The organism is Streptomyces sp. NPDC041200, from assembly GCF_055591805.1.
In genome coordinates this window covers 762,655-786,908 of record NZ_JBVIZF010000002.1, presented here as the reverse complement: position 1 = coordinate 786,908, position 24,254 = coordinate 762,655, and the positions used below count along the sequence as shown (strand labels likewise).

Below are 24,254 nucleotides of genomic sequence, written 5' to 3'. Positions count from 1 at the left end.
ACCACCTGGGGGGGGAAGACCCCAAAGGCGGTCCCTTGGGGGGGTGGTGGGGGGGGAGGGCGGTGGGGGGGGTGTCCCCAACCACCAACCCCGCCCCCAGCTACCGCTGGGAGGTGCCCCCGGGGGAACGATTGCCCACAACGCGTAGGGCGGCGTAGGCCGTCTTGGGGACTGCTGGGGTTGTCGGGGGCACGGGGGGCACGCGGACGTATGGGGCGTTGGGGGCTGGACGGGGGTCCTTTTCTCCCTTGTTGGGCCAGAGGGACATCGCTCGTTCCGCCTGAGCCGTGATCGTCAGGGACGGGTTCACGCCCAGGTTGGCCGAGACCGCCGCGCCGTCCACCACGCTGATCCCCGGGTGTCCGTACAGCCGGTGGTACGGGTCGATCACGCCCTCCTCCGCCGACGCCCCGATCGGGCAGCCGCCCAGGAAGTGGGCGGTCAGCGGGGTACCCATCAGCTCACCGACGTTGCTGCCCGGGAAGCCGTTGATCGACTCGGCGAGGTGGCGCGCCGCCTCCGCGCCCTCCGGGATGTGGTCCGGGTTGGGCGTGCCGTGGCCCTGGCGGGCGGTGAGCAGGCCCTTGCCGGGGCCCTTCGGCTTGCGGTACGTGGTCAGCGAGTTGTCGTGGGTCTGCATGACCAGGCCGATGATGGTGCGCTCCGACCAGCGGCGGTTGGACAGGGAGCGGGCGGCCAGCGTCGGGTGGCGGAGGGCCGCCGTGAGGAAGCGCAGCCAGCGCGGGCCACGGCCGTCCGGGATCTGCAGGATGGACATCACGCCCATCGCGTTGGAGCCCTTGCCGTAGCGGACGGGCTCGATGTGGGTGTTGGCGTCCGGGTGGACGGACGAGGTGATCGCGACGCCCCGGCTGAAGTCGGGCCGCTCCCCGCTGCGGGCGCGGTAGCGGCGGTCGGTGGTCTGGGCGCCGACCAGGGCCTCGGAGTTGGTGCGGGTGAGCATCCCGAGCCGGTCCGACAGCCGGGGCAGCAGCCCCCGGTCGCGCATCGTGTGCAGCAGGGTCTGGGTGCCGTACGTACCGGCGGCGAGGACGACGTACCGCGCGCGCAGCGTCTTCGGCTTGCCCTTGCGGCGGCGCGCGGTGGGGACGGTGGCGACGTCGTAGCCGCCGTCCGGGGCGTCGCGCAGGGCGACCACGGTCGTCATGGGATGGACGACGGCACCGGCCCGCTCGGCGAGGTAGAGGTAGTTCTCGTTGAGGGTGTTCTTGGCGCCCCGGCGGCAGCCCGTCATGCACTCCCCGCACTGGGTGCACGCCCGGCGGGCCGGGCCCGCGCCGCCGAAGTACGGGTCGGGGGCCTCCTGCCCCGGTGCGGCCTTCGCCGACCCGTCCGCGTCGTCGCCGTCCCCGAAGAAGACGCCGACGGGCGCCATGTGGAAGGTGTCGCCCACACCCATCTTCTCGGCGGCCGCCTTGAGATGGACGTCGGAGGGGGTCATGGTCCGGTTGAGCCGGGCGCCGAGCATGCGCCGCGCCTGGTCGTAGTACGGCTCCAGCTCGTCCTGCCAGTCGGTGACGCCGCCCCACTGCGGGTCCCGGAAGAACGGCTCGGGCGGTACGTACAGGGTGTTGGCGTAGTTGAGCGAACCGCCCCCGACCCCGGCGCCCGCCAGCACCATCACCTTGCCGAGGAGATGGATGCGCTGGATGCCGAAGAGGCCGAGGGCCGGGGCCCAGAGGTAGTTGCGGAGGTCCCAGGAGTTCTTGGGCAGGGTCTCGGGCGTGAAGCGGCGGCCCGCCTCCAGGACGCCGACCCGGTATCCCTTCTCGGTCAGCCGGAGGGCCGAGACGGCTCCTCCGAAGCCCGATCCGATGACGATGACGTCGTAGTCGTACGCGCCATCATCGGCGCACGTGTCCCCTGACACCGGGTACCTCCCGTTCGATGCGTACCGGTCAGCGCAGCCGCAGGGCCTTCATCGCGCGCAGGCTGCGGGTCATGAACTCCGCGTACTTCTCGTCCGTCAGGCCGAAGGACGGGCCGAGCGGCATCAGCCGCTGCTGGGCGACCGTCTGCGCCTCGGTGTACTTGAGGATGCCCTCCGAGCCGTGGCGGCGGCCGAGACCGGAGTCGCCCATGCCGCCCATCGGGGACGCGACGCTGCCGTACGCGGCGGCGTACGCCTCGTTGACGTTGACGGTGCCCGCGCGCAGCCGGGCGGCGACCGCGCGGCCGCGCCGGGCGTCCTGGGACCAGACGCTGGCGTTCAGGCCGTACGCGGTGGCGTTGGCGCGCTCGATCGCCTCGTCCTCGTCGGTGAAACGGTATATGGACACCACCGGGCCGAAGGTCTCCTCGGTGCACACCGCCATCGGCGCCTCGACGCCGTCCAGGATCGTCGGCTCGTAGAAGTACGGGCCGATGTCCGGGCGGGGGCGGCCGCCCGCGACGACCGTGGCGCCCTTGGAGACGGCCTCCTCCACATGGCGGGTGACGGTTTCCAGCTGGCGTTCGGAGACGAGGGAGCCCATCTCGGCGCCGTAGGCGAGGGCCGAGCCGAGCCGCATGGCCTTCGTACGGGCCGCGAACCGCTCGATGAATCCGTCGGCGACCGACTCGTGGACGTACAGCCGCTCGATGGAGATGCACAGCTGCCCGGCGGAGGCGAAGCACGCGCGGACGGCGCCCTCGGCGGCCCGGTCGAGGTCGGCGTCGCGCAGCACCAGCATGGCGTTCTTGCCGCCGAGTTCGAGCGAGCAGCCCACCAGACGGGCGGCGGCGGCCTGGGCCACCCCTCGGCCGGTGCGGGTGGAGCCGGTGAACGAGACGTAGTCGGCGTGCTCGACGACGGCCGGGCCGACCACCGGGCCGTCCCCGACGACGATCTGCCACACGCCGGGAGGCATTCCGGCCTCCAGCATCAGTTCCCGCGCCCACAGGGCGGTCAGCACGGTCTCGGTGTCCGGCTTCATGACGACCGCGTTGCCCGCGACGAAGGCGGGGATCGCGTCGCCGACCGACAGCTCCAGCGGGTAGTTCCACGGCACGATCTGGCCGACGACGCCGCGCGGCTGGCGCAGTTCGGTGACCTTGGTGAGCGTGGGGACGACGCCCACATGGGACTTGGGACGCAGATACGCCTGCGCCTTGCGGCCGTAGTGGCGGGCGGCCAGGACGACGCCCTGGATCTCCTCGTGGGCGTGCAGCCGGGTCTTGCCGGTCTCCAGCTGGATGAGGTCCAGGACCTCCGACTGGCGGCTCAGGAGGAGATCGTGGAAGCGCAGGAAGACGGCGGCGCGGGCGCGCACGGGGGTCGCGGCCCAGGCGCGCTGGGCCTCGCGGGCCTGCTCGAAGGCGGTGGCGACGTCCTCGGGGGTGGACTCGGGCAGCCCGGAGGCCAGGACCTCCCCGGTGAACGGGGTGTGGTTGACGGTGCTGCCGCTGCCGACGATGCCCCGGGCGAGCCGGGCGACCAGCTCGGGGGTGACGACATCGGCGGCGGTCCGGTTCCCCTTGGCGGCCACCGGGTTCCCCTCGGCGGGGGCCGGTATGGCCTGGTCCTGTGCGCTGTCCTGCGAGTCGGTCATGGGGGCGAGCGTAGGCCCCGGCCGGGCGGTTTGGGTACCCGTCGGTAACTATTTGTGGACGATGGAGCTGACGGCTCAGATGCCCTCGATCTTCAGGTTCTTCACGACGTCCTCGTACAGCGTGTCGCCGGTCGCGCGGGCGTCGCCCCTGGCGGGCATCGTCACGGTCAGCTGCCAGGCGATGTGATCATCGCTGACGAAGATGTGATCGCGGTTCAGGTATTGGATGCGGTTCTCGTCGCTGCTGGTGCCGGGCTTGTAGTAGGTGGTGTTCAGGTCCTTCGCCGGTTCGCCCTGCTGCCGCGTCTCCCGCGCCTTCTCGCTGCGCGCCTCCTCCATCGTCGACAGGGCACCGCTCTTGTAGTACGCGGCGACCTCCCCGGCCAGACCGGTGGTGTCGGTGATCTTCCGCTCCGGGTCGGAGACCAGCTTGGTGAGGGTGATGGTGTAGACGCCGCTGGGATCGCCGAAGGTGACGCTCGGCTCGTTCTCGTCGCTGTCGTCCTGCACCCGCTTGTACTCACTCGGCACCGCCAGCGAGGCGGCCACCACGTCGCGCTCCTCGCGGACCGTCCAGCCGGACGGCAGCGGGTCATCGCTCGCGAACGGCTTGACGAAGACCAGCACGCATACGGCGGCGATCACGACGAGGGCGGCGCCCAGGCCGAACTGCGCCGGGCGGTTCTCGTGGAGGACCGGCGGGACGAAGCGGTTGCCTGGGTTGCCTGGTACGGAGCTGTTCCGCGCGGCGCCGCTCCGCGCCGCCGGGGGGCCGTATACGCCTGCCGTGGGCATGGGGGGAGGCGGCGGCACCGGCCGTACGACCGACTCCAGCGCCTCGCGCGTCTCGGCCGCCGAGGGGCGCATGGCCGGGTCCTTGAGCAGCAGTCGCATGGTGAGGGAGCCGAGCGCCTCCGGGGCCCGCGCGGGCCGCTGCGGTTCGGCCGACAGCACGGCCTGGAGGGTCGCGGGGGTGTGCGAACGGCGGAACGGGGACATGCCCTCGACCGCCGCGTACAGCACGACGCCCAGCGACCACAGGTCCGACGCCGGTCCCGGCCGCTGGCCCAGCACGCGCTCGGGCGAGATGAATTCGGGCGAGCCGACGAAGCCGCCGGTCTCGGTCAGGCCCTGTTCACCCTCGATGTGCGCGATGCCGAAGTCGGTGAGGACGACGCGGTCGTCCCGGCCGAGCAGCACATTCGGCGGCTTGACGTCGCGGTGCAGGACGCCCGCCTCGTGCGCGGCCGACAGCGCTCCCAGCACGGCGAGCCCGATCCGGGCCGCCTCGCGCGGTTCGAGCGTGCCCTCGGCCAGCCGGTCGGCCAGCGAATCGCCGTGCACCAGCTCCATGACGATCCAGGGGCGGCCGTCCTCCACGACCACGTCGTGGACGGTGACGACGGAGGGGTGGTCGATCCGCGCCGCGGCGCGCGCCTCGCGCTCCATCCGCTGGTAGACGGTCTGCCGCTCGCGGTCCGGCAGATGGTCCGGAACACGCGGCTCCTTGACCGCCACCTCGCGGTCCACGATCTGGTCGTGCGCCGTCCATACGGTCCCCATGCCGCCGTGGCCGAGGCGCCCGAGGAGGCGGTAGCGGCCGCCGATGAGCCGCCCGGTGTCAGGGCCGCTGGGCGCGCTGTGGGCGGCGCGCGGGTCGGGTCCGCGCGTGCTGACGCTGACGGCGGGGCGCTGCCCGGACGCCCGCGTGGGTTCGTACGCACCGGGACCGGTCGCCGCCCCCGCCCCCGTCGCCTGTCGCGGCGCCTGCGCGGGCGGGGCGGCCTGCTGCGGTGGTGCCGGTGGCGGTGCCTGCTGGGGCGGCGCCTCGGGCGCCGCCTGCTGCGGCGGCCGCAGATCGTAGCTGGTGGGCTCGTTCGCCCATCGTCCCCCGTCGTTCGTCATGCGCCATCATTACCCGGTCGGCGGTGAACACCGCCACCCGCCGATGGGCCCCGGGGACGGCTCGTGACAAAGCCGTTGCGACCAGGGTCAGCCGGAGGCGCCGGACCGGGCGAAGGTGGCGACGGCCGTGTCGAAGTAACGTTTCCCCTCGGACTTCTTCTGCACCGGGACGGAAAGCCACAGGTCGTACATCTTGCCGCCCTCGTTCCAGCTCAGGTCGAAGGTCTGCCGGGAGCCGCCGTCATCGGCCGAACCGTTCCAGACGAACGCCCACAGCGCCGCCGGGTGGCCGTTCTGCGTGGTCTGGATGACCTGCCCGTTGCGGTAGCCCTCGTAGTCGCTGGGCCCCTTGGCGTTCGCCGCCCGGCTCACCGCCAGCGGCCCCCTCGGGTCCGGCTCCTGGGCGTGGATGCCGATGCGGAACTCCAGGCCGGGCGAGTTGTAGTAGACGCGGGGCCCCTTGGCCTCGCGGGCGAAGCCCTTCGGTACGGCGAGCGAGAACCCGGCGGGGTCGTGGACCCGCTCGAACCCCTCGGGCACCCCGCCCGGGCCGGAGGGCGCGGACGCCCCGGGGGCCGTGGACGCCTTCGGGTCCGCGGCGTCCGGGGATGCCTTCGGGTTCGCGGGGTCCTTCGGGGAAGCCGTCCCGTCCGAGCCCTGCCCGGCCGGTTCCGCGTCGCCGTTCTTCTCCGCGACGTCCTCCTCCGCGACCCGGCCCGCGCCGCGACCGGCCGTCGTGTCCTTGCCGCCGTCGTCCAGCAGCGCCATCGTGCCCGCGCCCAGCCCGGCGAGGGCGATGACCGCTGCGACGGCCATCCAGACCGTACGGCGCTTGGGGGAACGCGTCCCGGACGCGGGGACGGTCGGGGCGACCGGCGTGCCCTCCGATGCCCCGAGCGGCGTGCCGGACTGCGTCGGAGTGCGCCGCACGGAAAACCCCGAGGTGTCCCCCGAGCCCAGGTACGCACGCAGCATCCGCGCCGCCTCGTCCGCGGTCAGCCGTGTCTCGACGTCGCGCCGCAACAGCCCCTCGACGAGCGGCCGCAGCGGGCCGACGGCCTCCGGTACGTGGATGTCGTCGTAGGCGACGGCGTGCAGCACCCCCGCCATGGAGTCCCGGTGGAACGGCGACTCGCCGCTCACCAGCGTGCACAGGAGCACGCCGAGCGACCACAGGTCCGACTCGGGCCCGGTACGGCGCCCCGTCATCCGCTCCGGTGCCGTGTACTCCGGGGAGCCCACGAACGCGCCGGCCTCGGTGAGCGTGGTCGCCCCGTCGACCTGCGCGATCCCGAAGTCCGTCAGCACGACGCGCTCGGTGCCCGCCTCGACCAGCACGTTGGCCGGTTTGATGTCCCGGTGCAGCACCCCGCGCGCGTGCGCCACCCGCAGCGCGTCCAGCAGCGCCGCCGCCACCCGGCCCGCCTCGTGCGCTCCGAGCGGGCCCCGCGCGCCCATCCGGTCGGCGAGCGAGGCGCCGTCGACCAGCTCCATGACGATCCACGGATGGTCGTCCTGCTCGACCACGTCGTGCAGCACGATCACATTGGGGTGCTTGATCTGGGCGACCGTACGGGCCTCGCGCAGCGCGCGCTCGCCGCGCAGCCGGTTGTCGGGCCCGTAGCCCTCGTCCACGTGGAGTTCCTTGACCGCGACATCGCGGCCCAGCAGTTCGTCGACGGCCCGCCAGACCGTGCCCATGCCGCCGCGGCCGAGCCGCGAGCCCAGCCGATAACGCCCGGCCAGCAGGTCGGTGTTTCCCCCGGAGTTACCCATGGGCTCATCTTGCCTCACGGGTTCGGCGGCGCTTTCGTCCGGTGGGCGGCACCGGCGCCTTGTGGGATGAGCCGCGCGCCGGGGTAACGCGCGCCTGCACGCTCGCCCTTGGGGGCGATTGAGCGGACGGGCCGCGTCGGGGATCGTAGAGCGTGCCGATGTTACAGGGGCGGACCGCGGCCGCCCCGCATCGCAGGACCCCATGAAGCCGCCCCGCGGCGGGGGTCCACGGGGCGGCGGTTCAGGGGGCGGCCGTCCATGCGGCGGCTGGGCGCGTCAGCTGGTGGCCGGGACCTTCCAGGTGCGGGAGTCGGTCAGCAGCTTGCGCAGCGCGGGGTCCTTCACCGCGCGGGATGTGTCCACGGCCTTGGCCATGACGGTGTGCGTCCGGCCGTCGGACGGGACACCGAGGGACGCGGGGGTGACGGTCTTCTTGCCGCGCGCCGCGGCGACTTCGGTGCCGTCCACGTACCAGCTGAGCGAGGCGGACTTCGGGACGCTCACCGTGAGGCTCGCCGTCCGGGCGGCAGAGGCGCCGGTGCGGGTGCTGAGCACGCTGGCGTGGCGGTAGAAGCCCGCGATCATCGCTTCGCGGCCGGGCAGGCTGTACTCGCGGCCGAGGGTGCGCATGATCGAGTTCTCGGTGGGGCGGTTGAGGCCCTTGGGGTAGTAGCGGCCGCCCTCGTACGCGCCGACCGTGCCGCCGTCCGGTGAGGTCTGGCCGATCCAGCGGTACCACTTCTGCTTCTGCGAGGTGAGCTGGGCGGCGCTCAGCTTGGTGGCGTTGGACTCGCGAGGTTCGGCGGCGGTGTAGGTGCCGTTCGTGGCGTAGACGTACTCGTCGGCGAGGTCACCGACGGAGTGGCCGGTCTCGTGGACGGCGACCTGATCGGAGTCGGGGTGGTCGGAGGAGGCGGTGGCGATGCCGTCGTAGCCGGCGCCGGAGCTGATCGTGTAGCCCGCGCCGCCGTACTTGGCGGAGTTGGACAGCACGATCACCAGGTCGGCTTCGGGCACCTTCGCGGCGTACGACTCGACCTTGCCGGTGTCGACGCACAGCAGCCGTTCGGTGCCGCCGCACCAGAAGTAGGAGTCGAGGGCGGTGTCCTTGACGACGCCCTTGGACGGGTCGCCGGAGACGCCGGACTGGTTGGAGACGGCGTCCACGGACCAGACGTTGAAGAGGTTCCGGTAGGCGGCGTACGGCTCGACGGCGGAGATCTGCGCCCATTTGGAGCGCACGTCGGCGTGGAAGTCGTCCTGCTGGGCGGTGGTGTAGCCATCGCCGACGAAGACGACGTCGACCTTGTCGGCCGGGGCGCCGTTCTCGATGACGGACGCGACATCGCCGTCCGCGGCGGTTTCGGCGCGGGAGAGCGCGCGGTCGCCGCGGGTGAGCCGGGCGGGGGTGGCGGCCGGGACCTCGGTGTGCCGGGGGTGGGCGCCGGGGCCGGTGAAGTACTCCACCTCATGGGTGCGCCGGGCCGATTCGGTGGCGGCCAGCACAGACGGCGCGGCGGTCGCGTCGCTCGCGGGGGCGCTCAGGGTCGCGGCGACCGCCGCCGTCAGCGCCAGGCCTCCGGCGACGACAGCGGAGCGTAAGGGGGTGTGGCGGCCTCGCCATATCCCTCTGCGCACGGGGGCTCCCGACGTTTGCTCCGTAAGCGGGCTGTTAAACACGATTAATTCGCCGCTCAACCTAGGGCCAAAGGATGGTCCGAGCAATGGGAACTAGGGGATTCGCTAAAGAAATCGACCATCAGGCCCTATGTCCTGGCTCGTCCCCCCGGCCGAGCCACGGCCGCACCCCGCACCGAGTGACTCGCCGTCACACCGTCAGGACGCTTCGTCCCGCGCCAGCGCCAGCAGCCGGTCCAGCACCCGGCGGCCTCCGGCCCGTACTCCGTCGTGCTCGAACTCGTCCGTCACCCAGGTCCGCAAGCCCCGGATCGCGCGGGCGGTGGCCAGCGCGTGCGCGGTGTCCACGTACAGATCGTCATGGTAGATCGCGGCGGCTACGCGGACGGTGTTGCGGGCGAGCCGTTCCGGGTCGTACAGCGGGCCCCAGCCGGTGCGGGTCGCCAGCAGCTCGGCGGTGCGGCGCAGCGGGCGCAGCGCGGCGTGGGTGTCCAGCATCCAGGGGTGGACGGTCTCCGCCGTCAGCAGGACGGGAGCGTCCTCGGCGGCCGCCCGTGCGGCGTCGAAGCGCGGGAACTCCTCCCGTACGCGGTGCGCGGACCAGGCGGTGGCGCGGCCGTCCTGGGCGTAGAGGGACTCCTGCAGCAGGGTGTAGAGGGGGCTTCCGGCGCGGGAGAGCACGGCGGCGACCTGCTCGGCGAACGCGTCGGCGAGGCGCGGTCCGGAGGCGGTCTCCACGAAGGCGCCCTCCAGGAGGTAGTGGAGGCGGTGCGATCCGTCGCCGGTGCCGAGCAGGATGCCGAGCTGCTGGAACGCCTCCGGGGTCAGCCGGGTGCCCTCCGGCAGCACCTCGTCGTGCGCGGCGAGATGGCGGACGACGCGGCGGACGGTGTCCGCGTCGCCGGGGTAACGGTCGTAGTGGGCGAGGGTTTTGCGTTCCATGCGCGGATAGGCGGCCCGGTACACCTCGTCCGCGTCGGCGGTGAGCCCGGGCAGCCCGCCGGTGATCAGCACGGTGTCGAGGCCTTCGGGCGCGTACGAGAGGTAACTGACCGCGCAGAAGCCGCCGAAGCTCTGGCCGAGGACGGTCCACGGGCGGCCGCCCGTCAGCCGGGTCCGGATCAGCTCGCAGTCGCGGACGATGGAGTCGGCGCGGAAGTGGGCCAGGTAGTCGGCCTGCTGCTCGGAGGTGCCGCGCGACGGCAGGGTCTGGCGGGTGGCGGGCGTGGAGCGGCCGGTTCCGCGCTGGTCGAGGAGGAACACCCGGTATTCGTCGAGCGCGCGGTCGAGCCAGCCGGAGCGGCCCACCGGGCGGTCGGCACCGAAACCGGGGCCGCCCTGGAGGTAGAGCAGCCACGGCATCCGCTCGCGCTCGGCGTCCGAGGTGCCCGCGGCGACCACCTCTCGGCCGTAAAGCCGGATCCGTTCGCCTTCCGGAGCCTTATGGTCAAGCGGTACGTCGAAATGATGGTCGGTGAGACGCAGACCCGGCTGACGGACGGTCGCCGTGGCGTCCGACCCCTCCGGTGCTGTATCCATCGCCTGCTGCATCTTTTTAATCCTCACGTAAATGGACTTAGCCCGGCGATTAAGTTACCGCCGGGGAGAAGAGGGCACGGTGGCCGAAAAGAGCGCCGGAGACGGTCGGGCGGCGGGGGCGGCAGGGGCGGAGGGCACGGCGGAGATCGGGCGCCGGGTGCTCAGGCTGCGTACGGAACGCGGGTTCACCCAGCGGCAGCTGGCCGAACCGGCGTACACCGCCGCGTATGTCTCCACGCTGGAGTCCGGGAAAGTCCGCCCCTCCGAGGCCGCCCTGCGCCACCTCGCCGACCGGCTCGGCGTCACCTACGAGGAGCTGGCCACCGGCCGTTCGCCGCAGGACGCCACCCGGCTGCGCGCCGGGCTCACCGACGCCCGGCGGACGCTGGCCACCGGCGACACCGAGGACGCCGCCGCCCGCTTCGCGGCGCTCGGCGCCGAGGCCGAACGGCTCGGCTTCACCGAGGAGCGGGCCGCTGCCCTGCTGGGGTCCGGCGACTGCGCCATGGAGACCGGCGAACTGACCACCGCACGCGACCACTTCGAGGCAGCCGAGAAGCTGCTCGCCGACGAGCCGCTGCCGCGCCGCGTCCCGGCGCTCCGCGGCCGCGCCGTCTCCCATCTGCTCGCGGGCGAACTGCGCTACTCCTGCTATCTGCTGGAGAGCGCCATCGACGAGCTGAACGCCTCCGGGCTGCACGACCCGAACGCCCTGCTGCTGCTCTACACCGCCTCCATCGCCCCGTACATGGACATGGGGGCGCACGGGCGGGCGGTGCGTGCCGCGGAACTCTCGCTCGCGCTGGCGCCCAGCGTGGACAACCCGGAACTGGTCGCCCAGATGCACCGTGGCGTGGCCCGCACCCTGATAGCGGAGGGCCGCACCGCCGAGGCCGACGCGTCGCTGGCCAAGGCGCAGGAGCTGTACGAACAGCTGCGGCTGCGCACCGATCTGGCGCACTGCCACTGGATGCGCGGCTACGTCCACGCGCAGGACGGCGACCTGGAGCGCGCGGAACGCGAACTGCGCACCGCCCGCGACATGCTGGCGTCCAAGCGGGCCGCGCTGTTCACGGTGCAGGTGGAGGTGGAGCTGGCGGACGTGCTGCGGCGGCGCGGCCGCGCCGCCGAGGCGGAGGCGCTGCTGCGGCCGCTGCTGGCGAGGTCCGGCGGCTCCGATTCCGGGTCCGACACCGGGCCCGATTCCGGGTCCGATTCCGGGTCCGATTCCGGGTCCGATTCCGGGTCCGATTCCGGGTCCGATTCCGGGTCCGGATCCGATTCCGGGTCCGGATCCGATTCCGGGTCCGGGTCCGGGTCTGGGCAGGAGGCCGTCGAACTCACCGCGGAGCGCGGCGCGGTGCACGCGGGCGGTGCCCACCGGCTGCTCGGGCTGATAGCCGACGAGCGCGGCGACGCCGAGGGGGCGGAGGAGCACTACTGCGCGGCGCTGTCGCTGCTGGAGCGCACCGGCGCCGCCGGTGACCTGGCCGACCTGTGCCGGCTGCTGGGCGATCTGCTGCGCCGCGAGGGGCGGTTGGAGGCCGCGATGGACGCGTACCGGACGGGCCTGGGACACCGGGCCGCACCGGGCACCACCACGCTGGGCCCGGCCCCGGCCGAACCGCCCATTCAGTACTGATCGCGGAAGGCGTCTCATACGGGTGATGGGAGCGCCCGCCGGGCCGGGGCCGCTCGGGGGTGGTCAGGCCCCGATGGGCCGGTCCTCCCCCCTGCGAGGGCCGGTCGACACGGCTCGGCGGGCGGGTCAGAGGGTGAGCAGGCCGCCGCGTGTGGGGGTCGCGGCGGCCTGCCCGGCGCCGTAGCGCCCCGCTTTCCGCCCCACACCGCGGCCATTTTCGGCCACGGTGGTCACGGCGCGCAGAGAGGCCGTACGACGCGCTGTCGGGGCGGGGGGTCGGGTGTACCCCGCGGAGTGGTGCGGCATGTGATCCACTGTGCCCGGCCGTGGATGCGCGGTCATCCGCCCGTGGTCTTCCCTCGCCCCCCGCCGATCGGAGGGGTGATCCCCCCAACAGGGCGGAGGAGACCACTCCATATTGGTGCTCCGATACGGCAGGCTGTGCGAACGAGCTGTGCGGACAATGCGCATGACAGCTGAGCGAGGGGAGCTGCCGGTGATCCGTGTTGCGGTGGTCGACGACGAGGCACTCGTACGATCCGGCCTGCGGCTGATCCTGGGAACGGCCCCGGACATCGACGTGGTCGCCGACTGTTCCGGCGGAACGGCGGTCGAGACCGTGCTCGCCAGCGAGGCCGACGTGGTCCTCCTCGACATCCGTATGCCCGACGCCGACGGGCTCACCGTACTCGGGCAGTTGCGGGCCGCACCCCGCTCCCCCACCGTCGCCATGCTGACCACCTTCGACGCCCAGGAGTACCTGACCGCCGCGCTGCGCGCCGGAGCGGCCGGGTTCCTCCTCAAGGACACCGATCCGGAACAACTGGTCCGCGCGGTGCGCACCCTCGCCCAGGGCGGCAGCGTCCTCGACCCCGGCGTGACCGGGGCGGTGATCGGCGGCTATCTCGCCGCCGAGGCGGAGGCGACCGCCGCCAGCGCCGTCGACGCCCTCACCCCGCGCGAACGCGAAGTGCTCGCACTGCTGGGCGAGGGGCTGGCCAACCCGCAGATCGCCGAGCGGATGGGGCTCGCGCCCAGCACCGTCAAGGACCATGTGCGGGCGGTGCTCGGCAAGCTGGGCGGGCTCAACCGGGTGCAGGCCGCCATCGTCGCCGACCGGGCCGGGATGATCACCAGCCGCCCGGGGACGGGCGGCCCGCGGTGACCCCGGCCGCGCCGATATCGCCGCCGAAGCCGTCGCCGCCCTCGGGGCGGCGGCGCCTGCCGGGGTGGGTGCGGCAGTGGGGGCCGCTGCTGGTCCCCGTCGTGCTCGCCGTGGCCGACGCGCTGCTCGTCAACGGCGTCACCCTCGGGCTGGAGCTGGACGTCTCCCTGGTCGCGGCGGCCGCCCTGCTGCTGCGCCGCCGATTCCCCGCGCCCGTCTTCCTGGTCACCCTGCCCGGCATCCTCATCGGCTACATCTGGTTCGCGCCGATGATCGCGCTCTATACCGTGGCCGAACGCCGCCCCGGCCCACGGCTGCTCGGCGTCTCGGCGCTGCTGCTGGCCGCAGCGCACTTCGTCCCCTGGCCGGTCTCCGACTTCGAGCCGACCGCGTACCGCGAGAACACCCTCACGCTGATCGACGCGTCCATCACCTCCGTCGGGCCCATCGCGCTCGGCCTGCTGGTGCGCACCCGGGGCGAACTCGCCGCCCGCCTGGACGACCTGACCCGCAGCCGCCGCCGTGCCGACGAGCTGATCGCCGAACAGGTGCTGAGCACCGAACGCGCGCGGCTCGCCCGCGAGATGCACGACGTCGTCGCCCATCAGGTCAGCCTGATCAGCCTGCAGGCCGGGGCGGTGCAGATCAGCGCGGAGGACCAGCAGGCGCGGGAGGGAGCGCGGACGATCCGCGAGCTGTCCGTACGGACGCTGGACGAGCTGCGCCACATGGTCGGCATCCTGCGGGCAGCGGGCGGAGACCTGGAACAGCTCACCCCACAGCCCCGGCTGGCCGATCTGCCGCGGCTGATCGAGCTGAGCGCGCTGGACGTGGCGTACGAGGAGGCCGACGACGCGCGGCGCGCGGCGCGGCCGGAGGCGGTGGAGCGGGCCGCGTTCCGCATCGTGCAGGAGGCGTTGACCAATGTGCGCAAGCACGCGCCGGGCGCGCGGGTGACGGTACGCGTCGCGGAGGCGGCCGCCGAGGGGCGGGGGCTGCGGGTGGAGGTGCGGAACGGGCCGCCGGACGCCTCGGCCGTGGCGCCGGGGCTGCCGGGCGGCGGCCACGGGCTGGTGGGGCTGCGGGAGCGGGCGGTGCTGCTGGGCGGCACGCTGCGGGCGGAGCCGACGGAGGAGGGGGGCTTCGTGGTGCTGGCGGACTTCCCCAAGGTGCCGCCGCTGCCGTAGGGCGCGGGTGCGTAGGGCTCGGCCGGGCTGGAAGAGCCGACACCGGGCCGGAACGGCTGGAAGGCCAGGCGGCCGGGCGGCTGGGCGGCTAGGCCGAGAGGGTGTTCGCGGTGTTCTGTTCGTCGCCGTCCGGTTCCGTCGCCACCATCAGATTGGGATAGACGTCGAACAGGCGGCGGACACCCAGGGCCGCGAGGACGCGGTGCACATGGGAGCCGTGGGCGGCGTCCTGCGGCGGGAGAATCAGCCGGAGCTTGCCCGAGCACGACCGCATCAGCCGACGCGCGGCGATCAGGACACCGACACCGCTGGAATCGCAGAACCGGACCTCGGAGAGGTCGAGCACCAGTGAGTGGCGGCCCTCGGCGACCGCGTCGTGGACGTGCTGCCGGACTGCGGGCGAGGTCACGAGGTCCATCTCGCCGGAGACCTGCAGGACGACCCACTCCCCCCGTCCGTCCTCCATCACCTTCAACGTCACGCGCTCGAAGCCCTTCGCTCGCAGCTAACCGGAATTTGCTGTTCCAGGGCGGCTGCCCGCCCGGCACCGCATAAAACTCCCCCCAGTCTCAAGCCGTACAACGAGCCTATGCCCCGCCGAAGCGTTTCGTCCCACCGGTTCTGCGCACCGTGAGCGGCCCAATACCATCCGCAGCCGCGTTGTGCCGCACTTTGCCGCATGGAGGCGCGTTGTGTCAGCCCCCGGCACTACATTCGATATGAAGGTGGGCATAGTGCCAGGAGACCCGGCCGACGAACAGGGATGGGGGCCGCATGGCGAACGACGCACCGCCCCGCTGGGACCGCAGGATGCAGCAGCGGCTGGCGCGCGGGGAAGCCGCCGCACTCGGCGAGCTGTACGACCGCTTCGCCTCCCTGGTCCACCATCTCGCCCATCGCGTCCTGGAAGACGAGGACGCGGCCGACCGCATCACCCGCGAGGTCTTCGCCTACGTCTGGGAGAACCCGGACGCGTACGACCCCAAGCAGGGCTCCCTGCGCTCCTGGATCGCCACCCTCGCCCACCGTCAAGCGGTGCACCGGCTCCGGTCGCAGACCGCCGAAGACGGCGGCGAGGGCGATGGTGATGACGTCGCCGTCGAGGAGCGCGTCCGGGACGCCTCCGTCGCGGCCCGCGCCGACTACATCGTCACCTCCATGCCCGCCCCGCTGCGCGCCGCCCTGGAACTGGCCTACTTCGACCGCCGCGACTACCGCCAGGCCGCCGCCGCGCTGGGCGTCACCGAGGACGAGGCCAGGCGCCGCCTGCGGCTCGGGCTCCAACTGCTGTCCACGGCCTACGTTCCGCCGCCGCGCACCATCGCGCCTCCCGGCTACGGGCGGGCGCTATGAGCGGCGCGGGCGGCCCGGAGCGGTGCGACCCCGGCGACCCCGGCGACTACGGCCACGGCGACGGCAGAGACGGACCTGGCGACACTCCGGGCATTCCGCCCGAACAGGCCGAGTCGCCCCGCATCCCGACGCCTCGGTCCGCCGCCGAGGACGCCAGCGGCTGGCCGGGGCCCCTGATGCCACTGCCCGAACCAGCCGACCCGCCCGATACCGATACCGATACCGATCCACCAGACGACCAGCCCGCCGCAGACCAGCCCGACACCCGCCAACCCACCGCCCCGCACCGCACCACCGCGCCGCCCACGCATGACGTCCTGCGGTCGCTCCTCGGCGCCTGGGCGCTCACCGCCTGCTCCCCCGGCGAGACAGCCGCCGTCGAAGCGCACCTCAACCACTGCCCCTCCTGCGCCGAAGAGGCGCTGCGGCTGCGCGAGGCCGTGGGGCTCCTGCACGCCGAGCACAGCCTCGACCTCGACCCGCTGCTCCGCTCCCGGGTGCTGGCCGGATGCCTCGGCCGCCGCCCGGCGCGGATACCGGTGCCCGGCTGGGCCGCCGCGTACGACGCGGAGGCCGCCCGGCTGGACGCGCTGCTGCGGGACATGGGCGAGGCCGAATGGCGCGCTCCGGTTCGGCTCAAGTGGTTCGACGGGCTGCGCCTCACCGGCCGGAACACCACGGTCGCCGGGGTGATCGGGCATCTGATGGTGGTGGACGGCGCCGTCGCCGCCGCCCTCGGGCTGCCCGACCCGCTCGGCGAGTACGAGCAGGCGCACGAGCACGAGCACGCACTCGCTCCCGGCTCGCCCTCGGCCCGTACGGAGGCGTACTGGCACGCGGAGCCCGATGTCGCGGGCGGGACCGGTCCGTCCACCCTGCTGCGGGAGTTGTGGCGGGAGCAGGGGCACGCGCTGGTCCGTACGGTGTCGTTCGCCGGGCGCGGGGCCTCGGATCTCGCCGTTCCGTTCGGGGACTTCACCCTGCCGGTCCGCGACGCGTTCCTGGACCGCGCCTTCGAGTGCTGGGTGCACGCCGGGGACATCGCCGAGGCCGTCGACTACCCGTATGAACTCCCGTCCTCCGCCCACCTCAAGGCCATGATCGACCTGTGCGCCCGGCTGCTGCCCGACGCGCTGGCCGAGCGCCGCCGCGCCGGGCTCGCCGCCCCGCCGCGCCGCCTGGTGGAGGCCGGCGCCCCGGGCCGTACGCTCCATCTGGAGGTCGAGGGACCCGGCGGCGGCGACTGGTACATCGCGCTGGACTCACCGGCCGCCGTGGGCACGGCGGAGGAGACCGTGGCCCAGATCGCGCTGGACCCCGAGACGTTCCACCAGCTGGCCGCCGGGCATGTGCCGCCGCAGGAGGCGGCGGTGGGGCAGCTGGGGGACGTGGAGGCGATCCGCGACGTGCTGTTCGCGACGGCCTCGCTGTCGCGGATGTAGCCGCCGCAGCCCCCGGATCAGCCCGGTGCCAGCCCCCGCTTCAGCCCCGGATCAGCCGAAGACGACCGTCCGGTGGCCGTTCAGCAGCACGCGGCGCTCGCTGTGCCACTTCACCGCCCGCGCCAGCGCCTGGCACTCCACGTCGCGACCGACCGCGACCAGCTGGTCCGGGGTCAGCTCGTGGCCGACGCGCTCGACCTCCTGCTCGATGATCGGGCCCTCGTCCAGGTCGGCCGTCACATAGTGCGCCGTCGCGCCGATCAGCTTCACACCGCGCGCATGGGCCTGGTGGTACGGCTTGGCGCCCTTGAAGCTCGGGAGGAAGGAGTGGTGGATGTTGATGATCCGGCCGGACAGCTGGGTGCACAGGTCGTCCGAGAGCACCTGCATGTAGCGGGCCAGCACCACCAGCTCGACGTTCTCCGTGCGCACCAGCGTCAGCAGCTCCGCCTCGGCCTGCGCCTTGGTGTCCCTGGTCACCGGGATGTGCCGGAACGGGACCCCGTACGAGCCCACCAGCTCCTCGAAGTCGGTGTGGTTGGAGACCACCGCCGCGATCTCCACCGGGAGCGCGCCGATCCGGGAGCGGAAGAGCAAGTCGTTCAGGCAGTGCCCGAACTTGCTGACCATCAGCACGACGCGCATCTTCTGGTCCGCCCGGTGGATCTGCCAGTCCATCCCGAAGGAGTCGCCGACCGCCGCGAAGCTCGCCCGCAGGTCCTCGACCTTCACCGGGGACACGGCGCGGAAGTGCACCCGCATGAAGAAGAGCCCCGTATCCCGGTCCCCGAACTGCTGACTGTCCTCGATGTTGCAGCCGGTCATGAAGAGGAAACTCGACACGGCGTGCACGATGCCCTGCTTGTCCGGGCAGGACAGCGTGAGGATGTACTGGTCGGGGACGGAATGCGACTCGCTCATGACTCCATAGCGTCGCACACCCGCGACACTCCTCAGGACCGCCGCCGCCGTGACCAGCCGTAACGAGCCCTGGCCGCTAGGCGACCTGCGTCATGATCGACAGCACCTCCAGGGTGCGCGGCGGCACATCCGGGTCCTCGCCGTCGTTGGAGGCCAGCCGCACATGGGCGTCGCGGGCCGCCCGCACCGCCTCCGGCCAGCCGTGGTGCTCGATGTACGCGGAGACCGGGGCGTCCGCGCCGACCTGGTGGAGGATCCTCAGCACCCGCAGCACGGCGACATCGACGAGCGCCGCCTCCTGGGAGTCACGGAAGATCGTTCCGATGTACTTCTCGGCTGACCAGTTGTCCAGCCAGGTGTCCTCGACCAGCCGATAGACGGCGTCGGTGACGTCACCGTATCCGGGTTGCCCGGCCAGCCAGCACTCCTGCTGGAAGACCGGGTCAGAGAGCATGTGCAGCCCAGAGCGCACATTGGTACGCCAGCGCCACCATGGCATGTCGTTGACAGGCATACCGCCCATGGTGGTCGAGCGACGGCCGCGACGGGAAGACTTCTCCGAACCTTGCACAGTCACTGATCGTACGTTCTTCACACAGAGGGACGCATATCCCCCGTGTGTTCACCTTCCCGATACCCGCGCGTTCCCTGGCGGAGCGGATGCGTTCCGACCGGAGCACCAGGCTCCCATACCATGACCGGACGGCGACGCCCCTCCTCCCGCCCCCTCCGAACAGCCGTCGTCGCCGCACTGTGCGCCGCAGCCGGCGCGTCCTCGCTGACCGGATGCGGCTCGCTGCCAGGGATGGGGAAGGGGTCGGACAACAAGCCCATCGTCGTGATGACATGGGCCCCCGAGGGCACCAAAGCGACCAATATGCCGGGAATGCCCGCCATGGCTCAGGCGTACGCCCGCTGGGTCAACGCCAACGGCGGCATCCACGGCCGCAAGCTCAAAGTGATCACCTGCAACGAGCGCAACGACTCGGTCCAGGCCGCGCGCTGCGCGCAGGGTGCGGGGAAGGCCAAGGCCGTCGCCGTCGTCGGCTCGTACAGCCAGCACGGCCGCTCCTTCACCTCCCCGCTGGAGGTCGCGGGCATCCCGTACATCGGCGGCTACGGGCTGACCCAGGAGGAGTTCAACAGCCCGTACTCCTACCCCGTCAACGGCGGCCAGGCCACGCTGCTCGCGGGCAACGGCCGCCAGCTCGCCTCCCGCTGCGACCGCGTCTCGCTGGTCCGCCCCGACACCATCGCGGGCGACGAACTCCCCGAACTCCTCGACGCCGGGCTCAAGGCGGCGGGCCGCAAGCCCGCGCACGACATACGCGCCCCCGAGGACGCGGGCGACTACAGCACGCAGGCCACCACCGCCCTCACGGACGTCGGCGCCGACAGCTCCCTGGGCTCCGCCTCCGCGGGCGCCAAGATGGACAACGCCTGCGTCACCGCCGCGCTCGGCAACCGCACGGGCACCTTCTTCGACTCCTTCCGGCGCGTCCAGGAGGAACACCCGAAGGTGCGGATCGCCTCCATCATGGGCAGCGTCCGGCAGTCCTTGGTCGACAGCACGGGCGGCACCAGCAGCCCGCTGGAGGGGACGTACGCCACGGGCTGGTACCCGGCGCCGGACGATCCGCGCTGGGGCCCCATGAAGAAGGTCATCAACAAGTACGCGTTCGACGACAACCGCATCGACCCCGACGACGCGGGCACCCAGACCACCTGGATCGCCTACACCGCGCTGCGCTCCGTGCTGATGTCCCTGAACCCCGACGACATCAGCGCGCGCACCGTGCGCAACGCGCTGGACCACGGCCACAAGGTCGACACGGGCGGCCTCACGCCCCCGCTGCGCTGGGGCTACAACGACCCGCTGAACGTGCGGGACTACCCGCGGATCGTGAACGCCGACGTCACCTATCAGGTGGTGCGGGACGGGCGGCTGGTCGCGGTGCGCAAGGGGTTCGTCGACGTGGCGAAGACGCTGGAGCGGTACGGCCCCCGGGACTGACCGCCCCGGGGACCAGCCCGCCGCCTACAGCTTGGGCCGGTCCCTACAGCTGGCTCTACAGCTGGGTGGCCTCGTGCTTGGTGAGGCCGTACTTCCCGGCGAGCGGGTTCCACAACTCGGCGGCCTTCCGCTTGGCCGCGGTCGCCTCGCCGCTCGCCCGCTCGGCCGCGCCGACCCGTCCGGTCCGGCGGGCCTGGCCCTTGGGGCAGCCCTTCTTGCCGCGGGTCTGATCGGCCCACGCCGCGTACTGGTTGTCGGCCTGCGCGGACGACTTCCACGCCTTGGTCAGCGACGCGGTCAGCTGGGTGTGATTCGGCAGCTTGTCGACGGACAGCTTGCTGAGCCGGGTCACCAGGTCGTTGCGCTGCCCGGCGGCCGTCCGCAGGTCCGAGGCGGCCTTGGGCAGGTTCTTGCAGGTCTTGATGCTGTTCACGGCGTTGATCACCGACGAGCGGCTGTTGTTGCTGTCCTTGAGCAGCGCGTCCAGCGCGGTCGCCTGCGGCTTCGCGGGATCGGCGGACTCGGACGGCTCGGACGCCTCGCCCGACTTGTCCTCACCGGCGCTCGACTCCGAGCTGCCCAGCGTCGCGTTGTCGTCCTTCTTCTCGTCGTCACCGCCCGCGCTGAGCGCGGCTCCGGCGGCGAGCCCGGCGATCCCGCAGCCCGCGACCACGATGCCGATGAGCACGGCGGGCGACATCCGGCGACGGCGGCCGCCCCTGCTACCGCGTCCGCCATGCCCGCCGCCCCCGTCCACCGGGGCCGGAGCCGGGGCGGTGAACTGCGGCATCTGCTGCGTCTCGCCGGGGGAGTCGGCACCGGCACCGGCGCCGGCACCCGCGTCGCCGCCATCGGCCCGGAACAGGCCGTCGAACTCGGAGGGCGGCGGCCGGTCGCCCGGACGGCCGGGGCGGATCGCGAAGGGGGAGCCGGCGGGCTTCGGCGGCTGTTGCTGCCGACCGCGCCGGGACGGGGCCGCCTGCGGCGGCTCGGCCGCCGGGATCGGGGCCGGGAGGACGGAGGTCTCCTCGGCGTCCCCCGCCGCGGCGGCGGGGGCGGGCTGCTGCCCGCGGCCCCGGTGTGCGCCCCGGCCGGGGCGCACGGTGCGCAGCTGGGTGGTGGACTCGGCGGGGGCCTCGGCCTTGGCGGGCCGGTTCTCGGGCGGCAGCGGCGCGCTCGCGGACGGCTGCACGGGGGGTATGTACTGGGTCGCCTCGGCGTCCCCCGCGGGCTGCGGCGGCAGCAACTGCGTCTCATCGGCGGCCCCGGCGTAGGGCTGCGGCTGCGGTTGTGCCTGCGGCTGCGGCTGCGGTTGTGCCTGCGGCTGCGGCTGCTGGTACGCGGGCGGCTGCTGCGGCTGCTGATACGCCGGGGGCTGCACCTGCTGCGGTGACTGCTGCTGCGGCAGCGGCTGCTGCGCCCAGCCCTGCGGCACACCGGCGCCCTGCCCGGGCGCCTGCGGCGCACCGGAGGGCTGCTCCGGGGGCTGCGGCGAACCGAACGGCTGCTCCGAAGGCTGCTGCGCCCCGAACGACTGCCCCGCGCCCAGCTGCGGCGCCCCGGGGGACTGCCCCACACCCTGCGGCGCCCCGAACGACTGGTCCGCACCCTGCGGCGGCGCACCGGCGCCCTGCGCCGGGGGCTGGGGCGCCCCGTACGGCTGTCCCGCGCTCTGCGGCGGCGGCCCGAACGACTGCCCGGCGGGCTGCGGCGGCGGCCCGGGGGGCTGCGCCGGGGGCTGCGGCGCTCCGTACGCCTGCCCGGGCGCCTGCGGCGGACCGTACGACTGATCCGGCCCCGGCTGCGGCGGACCGTACGACTGATCCGGCGCCCCGTACGGGGCGCCCTCGGGCGGCAGCGGGCCAGCGCCCACGGGAGGCCCGGCGGGAGCGGACGGCGCGGGGGCCTGCGGGGCGTCCTGGGGTCCCCAGGGCTCGCCCCACGCCTGACCACCGGCAGGGGCGCCGTGCTGCGGCCCCGAAGGCTCCGAGGCCTCCGGGGGCCACTGGTCGCCCTGAGCGGGCAGTACGACGCCCTCACGGACCGCAGGCAGGTGCGGCTCGTTACCCTGTCCGCTCTGCGTCACCGGGTCTCCTTGATTAAGCGATTACCGAATCGTCGGCTCACGCTACCGGTTACCCGAGGGGGTATGAGCCCGCCAGAGGGAGAGACTGGTCACCGGCCAAGGCCCGGCAACGGCGCTGTGTCAGCGCCGCGAAGGGGCTCAGGCCGCCTGCACCTCCAGCCTCGCGCCGAACTCCCGCACCACCGGCTCGTCCCGGTACGGCTCCAGCCGCTGCTGGAAGTCGTCCAGATACTCCGCGCCCCGGTTGGAGCGCAGCGTCTGGAGCAGATCCACCGCCTGGCCGCCCACGTGGCACGCCTGCTCCACCTCGCGCCCCTGGACGTGCGCCGTGGCGAGCAGCAGCAGCCCGATGGCGCGGCGCCGCACCCGCCCCTCGGGGTGGCCCGCCAGGGCCTCTTCGGCGCGCCGCCGGGCGGGCTCGGCCTGGCCCAGGTCGCGGTGGCAGTGGGCGAGTTCGTCGGCGAGATAGGCGTGGTCGAAGTGCTGGATCCACGGCGGCTCGTCCCCGCAGGGACCGCCGCTGCCCAGCGCCCGCTCCATCGCGTCCAAGGCGCGCCCGGCCGCGTGCTGGCAGGCCGGGGCGTCCCCCATCAGCGCGTGCCCGCGCGCCTCGGCGGCCAGGAACATCGACTCGGCGCGCGGCGGCACCTGGCCGCGCGAACCCTCCTGCGCGGCCTTGGCCAGCTGCGCGATCTCCCGGGGGTTGCCCAGCTGGGCGGCGAGATGGCTCATGCTGGCGGCCAGCACGTAGCCGCCGTATCCCCGGTCCCCGGCGGCCTGCGCGAGCCGCAGCGCCTGGATGTAGTAGCGCTGGGCGAGCCCGGACTGGCCGGTGTCGATCGCCATGTACCCGGCCAGCTCCGTCAAGCGGGCGACCGCGGCGAACAGTTCGCGCCCGACCAACTCCCGGTAGGACCCGGCGAGCAGCCCGGAGACCACACTGTTGAGGTAGTGGACGACGACGGGGCGCACATGGCCGCTGCCGTAGCGGTGGTCCAGCTCGACCAGCGCGTCCGTGGTGGCCCGCACCGCGGCGACGTCGGAGCGGCCGACCCGGGCCCCGGCGGTGCGCGCGACCTGCGCGTCCGCGCCGGTGATCAGCCAGTCGCGGCTGGGCTCGACGAGCGCCGAGGCGGCGACCGTCGAGCCGGTCAGGAAGTCGCGGCGGCCGACGTCGCTGCGCCACAACTCGCAGACCTGCTCTATCGCGCCGAGGACGGTCGGCGAGAACTGCAGCCCCACGCCCGACGCCAGGTTCTTGCCGTTGGCCATGCCGATCTCGTCGATCGTGACCGTACGGCCGAGCTTGCGGCCGAGCGCCTCGGCGATGATGCCCGGGGCGCGGCCCCGGGGCTGCTGCCCGCGCAGCCACCGCGCGACCGACGTCTTGTCGTAACGCAGATCGAGACCGTGCTCGGCACCGCACATGTTGACCCTGCGGGCCAAACCGGCATTGGAGCACGCGGCTTCCTGAATGAGCGCTTGCAGCCGTTCGTTCGGCTGTCGCGCCACAAGCGGCCTAGCGGCCATGGTTTTACCCCCAGTGACTGCTGTGCGTTCTCGGCGGATGCCGTCCCTGTTGATCAGTTCCCCGCGGGTATCGCAGGTATACGGCGAATGCGGAACTTGCCCGTATTGACCACATAGACCGCTTGGTTCACGTACGTGCGTACGGCCGCGCCAAAACGCCCTCGTACGCCTGTCACGCATGGTGGCTACCCGCTTACGCAGCCGGAGCCCCATACGCGCCCCCACCCGTGCACCCATGCGCCCCGGCATGCCGTCACGCCCCCCTCTTTTAAGGCTCGGTTCGCCTCCGGGGCGCCACAGCCGATGTCGACGGTCGACCGTGCTCGGTCGCTCGTACCTCGCTCCCTGCGCGCGCTCCCTTTCGACACCGGCGCGCCCCTTCGGCTCACTCGCCGCGGGGCCGGGGGGGGGGGCCCCGGGGGGGAGACGGGGGGGGGGGGCGTAACCCCTTTTTGGGGGGGAAGGTGTGTTGTTGTTGGAGAAAAAACGGAAGTGACAACAACAA

General features: G+C 73.0%; 17 protein-coding genes. 6 read left to right on the top strand and 11 right to left on the bottom strand.

The features are described from left to right. Window positions 1-100: 100 nt before the first annotated feature. The 6 genes from ACZ6CL_RS08765 to ACZ6CL_RS08740 all read right to left on the bottom strand — a co-directional run bounded on the left by ACZ6CL_RS08765 (window position 101) and on the right by ACZ6CL_RS08740 (window position 10,409). Window positions 101-1,891, bottom strand: a complete 1,791-nt coding sequence (locus ACZ6CL_RS08765) for a GMC oxidoreductase (RefSeq protein ID WP_468932910.1) — start codon at window positions 1,889-1,891, stop codon at window positions 101-103. Window positions 1,892-1,919: 28 nt separating this feature from the next. Next, window positions 1,920-3,551, bottom strand: coding sequence for a succinic semialdehyde dehydrogenase (locus ACZ6CL_RS08760; RefSeq protein WP_468932907.1), 1,632 nt, complete (start codon window positions 3,549-3,551; stop codon window positions 1,920-1,922). A 75-nt stretch (window positions 3,552-3,626) separates the two neighbouring features. After that, window positions 3,627-5,456 carry a serine/threonine-protein kinase gene (locus tag ACZ6CL_RS08755; RefSeq protein WP_468932904.1) on the bottom strand — a complete coding sequence of 610 codons (1,830 nt, stop codon included), beginning with the start codon at window positions 5,454-5,456 and terminating at the stop codon, window positions 3,627-3,629. A gap of 87 nt (window positions 5,457-5,543) precedes the next feature. Continuing rightward, complete coding sequence (locus tag ACZ6CL_RS08750; RefSeq protein WP_468932902.1) at window positions 5,544-7,232, bottom strand: serine/threonine-protein kinase; 1,689 nt, start codon at window positions 7,230-7,232, stop codon at window positions 5,544-5,546. A gap of 276 nt (window positions 7,233-7,508) precedes the next feature. Beyond that, window positions 7,509-8,870, bottom strand: coding sequence for a M64 family metallopeptidase (locus ACZ6CL_RS08745; RefSeq protein WP_468932899.1), 1,362 nt, complete (start codon window positions 8,868-8,870; stop codon window positions 7,509-7,511). Between the two features lie 198 nt (window positions 8,871-9,068). Next, window positions 9,069-10,409, bottom strand: a complete 1,341-nt coding sequence (locus tag ACZ6CL_RS08740; RefSeq protein WP_468932896.1) for an alpha/beta fold hydrolase — start codon at window positions 10,407-10,409, stop codon at window positions 9,069-9,071. A 31-nt stretch (window positions 10,410-10,440) separates the two neighbouring features. Here ACZ6CL_RS08740 and ACZ6CL_RS08735 point away from each other — a divergent pair, with 31 nt between their 5' ends. The 3 genes from ACZ6CL_RS08735 to ACZ6CL_RS08725 all read left to right on the top strand — a co-directional run bounded on the left by ACZ6CL_RS08735 (window position 10,441) and on the right by ACZ6CL_RS08725 (window position 14,403). Continuing rightward, the gene (locus tag ACZ6CL_RS08735; protein ID WP_468932894.1) at window positions 10,441-12,051 is read left to right on the top strand and encodes a helix-turn-helix domain-containing protein; all 1,611 of its coding nucleotides are present in this window, start codon (window positions 10,441-10,443) and stop codon (window positions 12,049-12,051) included. 496 nt (window positions 12,052-12,547) lie between these two features. After that, window positions 12,548-13,216, top strand: a complete 669-nt coding sequence (locus ACZ6CL_RS08730) for a response regulator (protein ID WP_468932891.1) — start codon at window positions 12,548-12,550, stop codon at window positions 13,214-13,216. Window positions 13,217-13,230: 14 nt separating this feature from the next. Continuing rightward, on the top strand, window positions 13,231-14,403 hold the full coding sequence (locus ACZ6CL_RS08725; protein WP_468933339.1) for a sensor histidine kinase: 1,173 nt from the start codon (window positions 13,231-13,233) through the stop codon (window positions 14,401-14,403). An 88-nt stretch (window positions 14,404-14,491) separates the two neighbouring features. Here the strand turns inward: ACZ6CL_RS08725 and ACZ6CL_RS08720 are convergent, their stop codons facing one another. Next, the gene (locus ACZ6CL_RS08720) at window positions 14,492-14,869 is read right to left on the bottom strand and encodes an STAS domain-containing protein (RefSeq protein WP_468932889.1); all 378 of its coding nucleotides are present in this window, start codon (window positions 14,867-14,869) and stop codon (window positions 14,492-14,494) included. 308 nt (window positions 14,870-15,177) lie between these two features. On the opposite strand from ACZ6CL_RS08720, the gene ACZ6CL_RS08715 reads away from it, so the two are divergent. Further along, complete coding sequence (locus ACZ6CL_RS08715; RefSeq protein ID WP_468932886.1) at window positions 15,178-15,756, top strand: sigma-70 family RNA polymerase sigma factor; 579 nt, start codon at window positions 15,178-15,180, stop codon at window positions 15,754-15,756. Beyond that, complete coding sequence (locus tag ACZ6CL_RS08710; protein ID WP_468932883.1) at window positions 15,753-17,198, top strand: zf-HC2 domain-containing protein; 1,446 nt, start codon at window positions 15,753-15,755, stop codon at window positions 17,196-17,198. Before ACZ6CL_RS08715 ends, ACZ6CL_RS08710 begins: the two co-directional genes overlap by 4 nt. Window positions 17,199-17,249: 51 nt before the next feature. Here the strand turns inward: ACZ6CL_RS08710 and purU are convergent, their stop codons facing one another. Together purU and ACZ6CL_RS08700 are read right to left on the bottom strand one after the other, a co-directional pair. Next, window positions 17,250-18,119, bottom strand: coding sequence for a formyltetrahydrofolate deformylase (purU, locus tag ACZ6CL_RS08705; RefSeq protein WP_468932880.1), 870 nt, complete (start codon window positions 18,117-18,119; stop codon window positions 17,250-17,252). Between the two features lie 76 nt (window positions 18,120-18,195). Then, window positions 18,196-18,696 (bottom strand): SCO4402 family protein, encoded by a 501-nt coding sequence (locus ACZ6CL_RS08700; protein WP_468932877.1) that lies wholly within the window; start codon window positions 18,694-18,696, stop codon window positions 18,196-18,198. Between the two features lie 117 nt (window positions 18,697-18,813). Here ACZ6CL_RS08700 and ACZ6CL_RS08695 point away from each other — a divergent pair, with 117 nt between their 5' ends. Continuing rightward, window positions 18,814-20,133, top strand: coding sequence for an ABC transporter substrate-binding protein (locus ACZ6CL_RS08695; RefSeq protein ID WP_468932874.1), 1,320 nt, complete (start codon window positions 18,814-18,816; stop codon window positions 20,131-20,133). A 55-nt stretch (window positions 20,134-20,188) separates the two neighbouring features. Here ACZ6CL_RS08695 and ACZ6CL_RS08690 read toward each other — a convergent pair whose 3' ends face one another. Further along, window positions 20,189-22,219: a hypothetical protein gene (locus ACZ6CL_RS08690; protein ID WP_468932872.1), complete on the bottom strand. Its 2,031-nt coding sequence runs from the start codon at window positions 22,217-22,219 to the stop codon at window positions 20,189-20,191. A 138-nt stretch (window positions 22,220-22,357) separates the two neighbouring features. Further along, window positions 22,358-23,749, bottom strand: a complete 1,392-nt coding sequence (locus tag ACZ6CL_RS08685) for a transcriptional regulator (protein ID WP_468932871.1) — start codon at window positions 23,747-23,749, stop codon at window positions 22,358-22,360. Window positions 23,750-24,254: the final 505 nt, after the last annotated feature.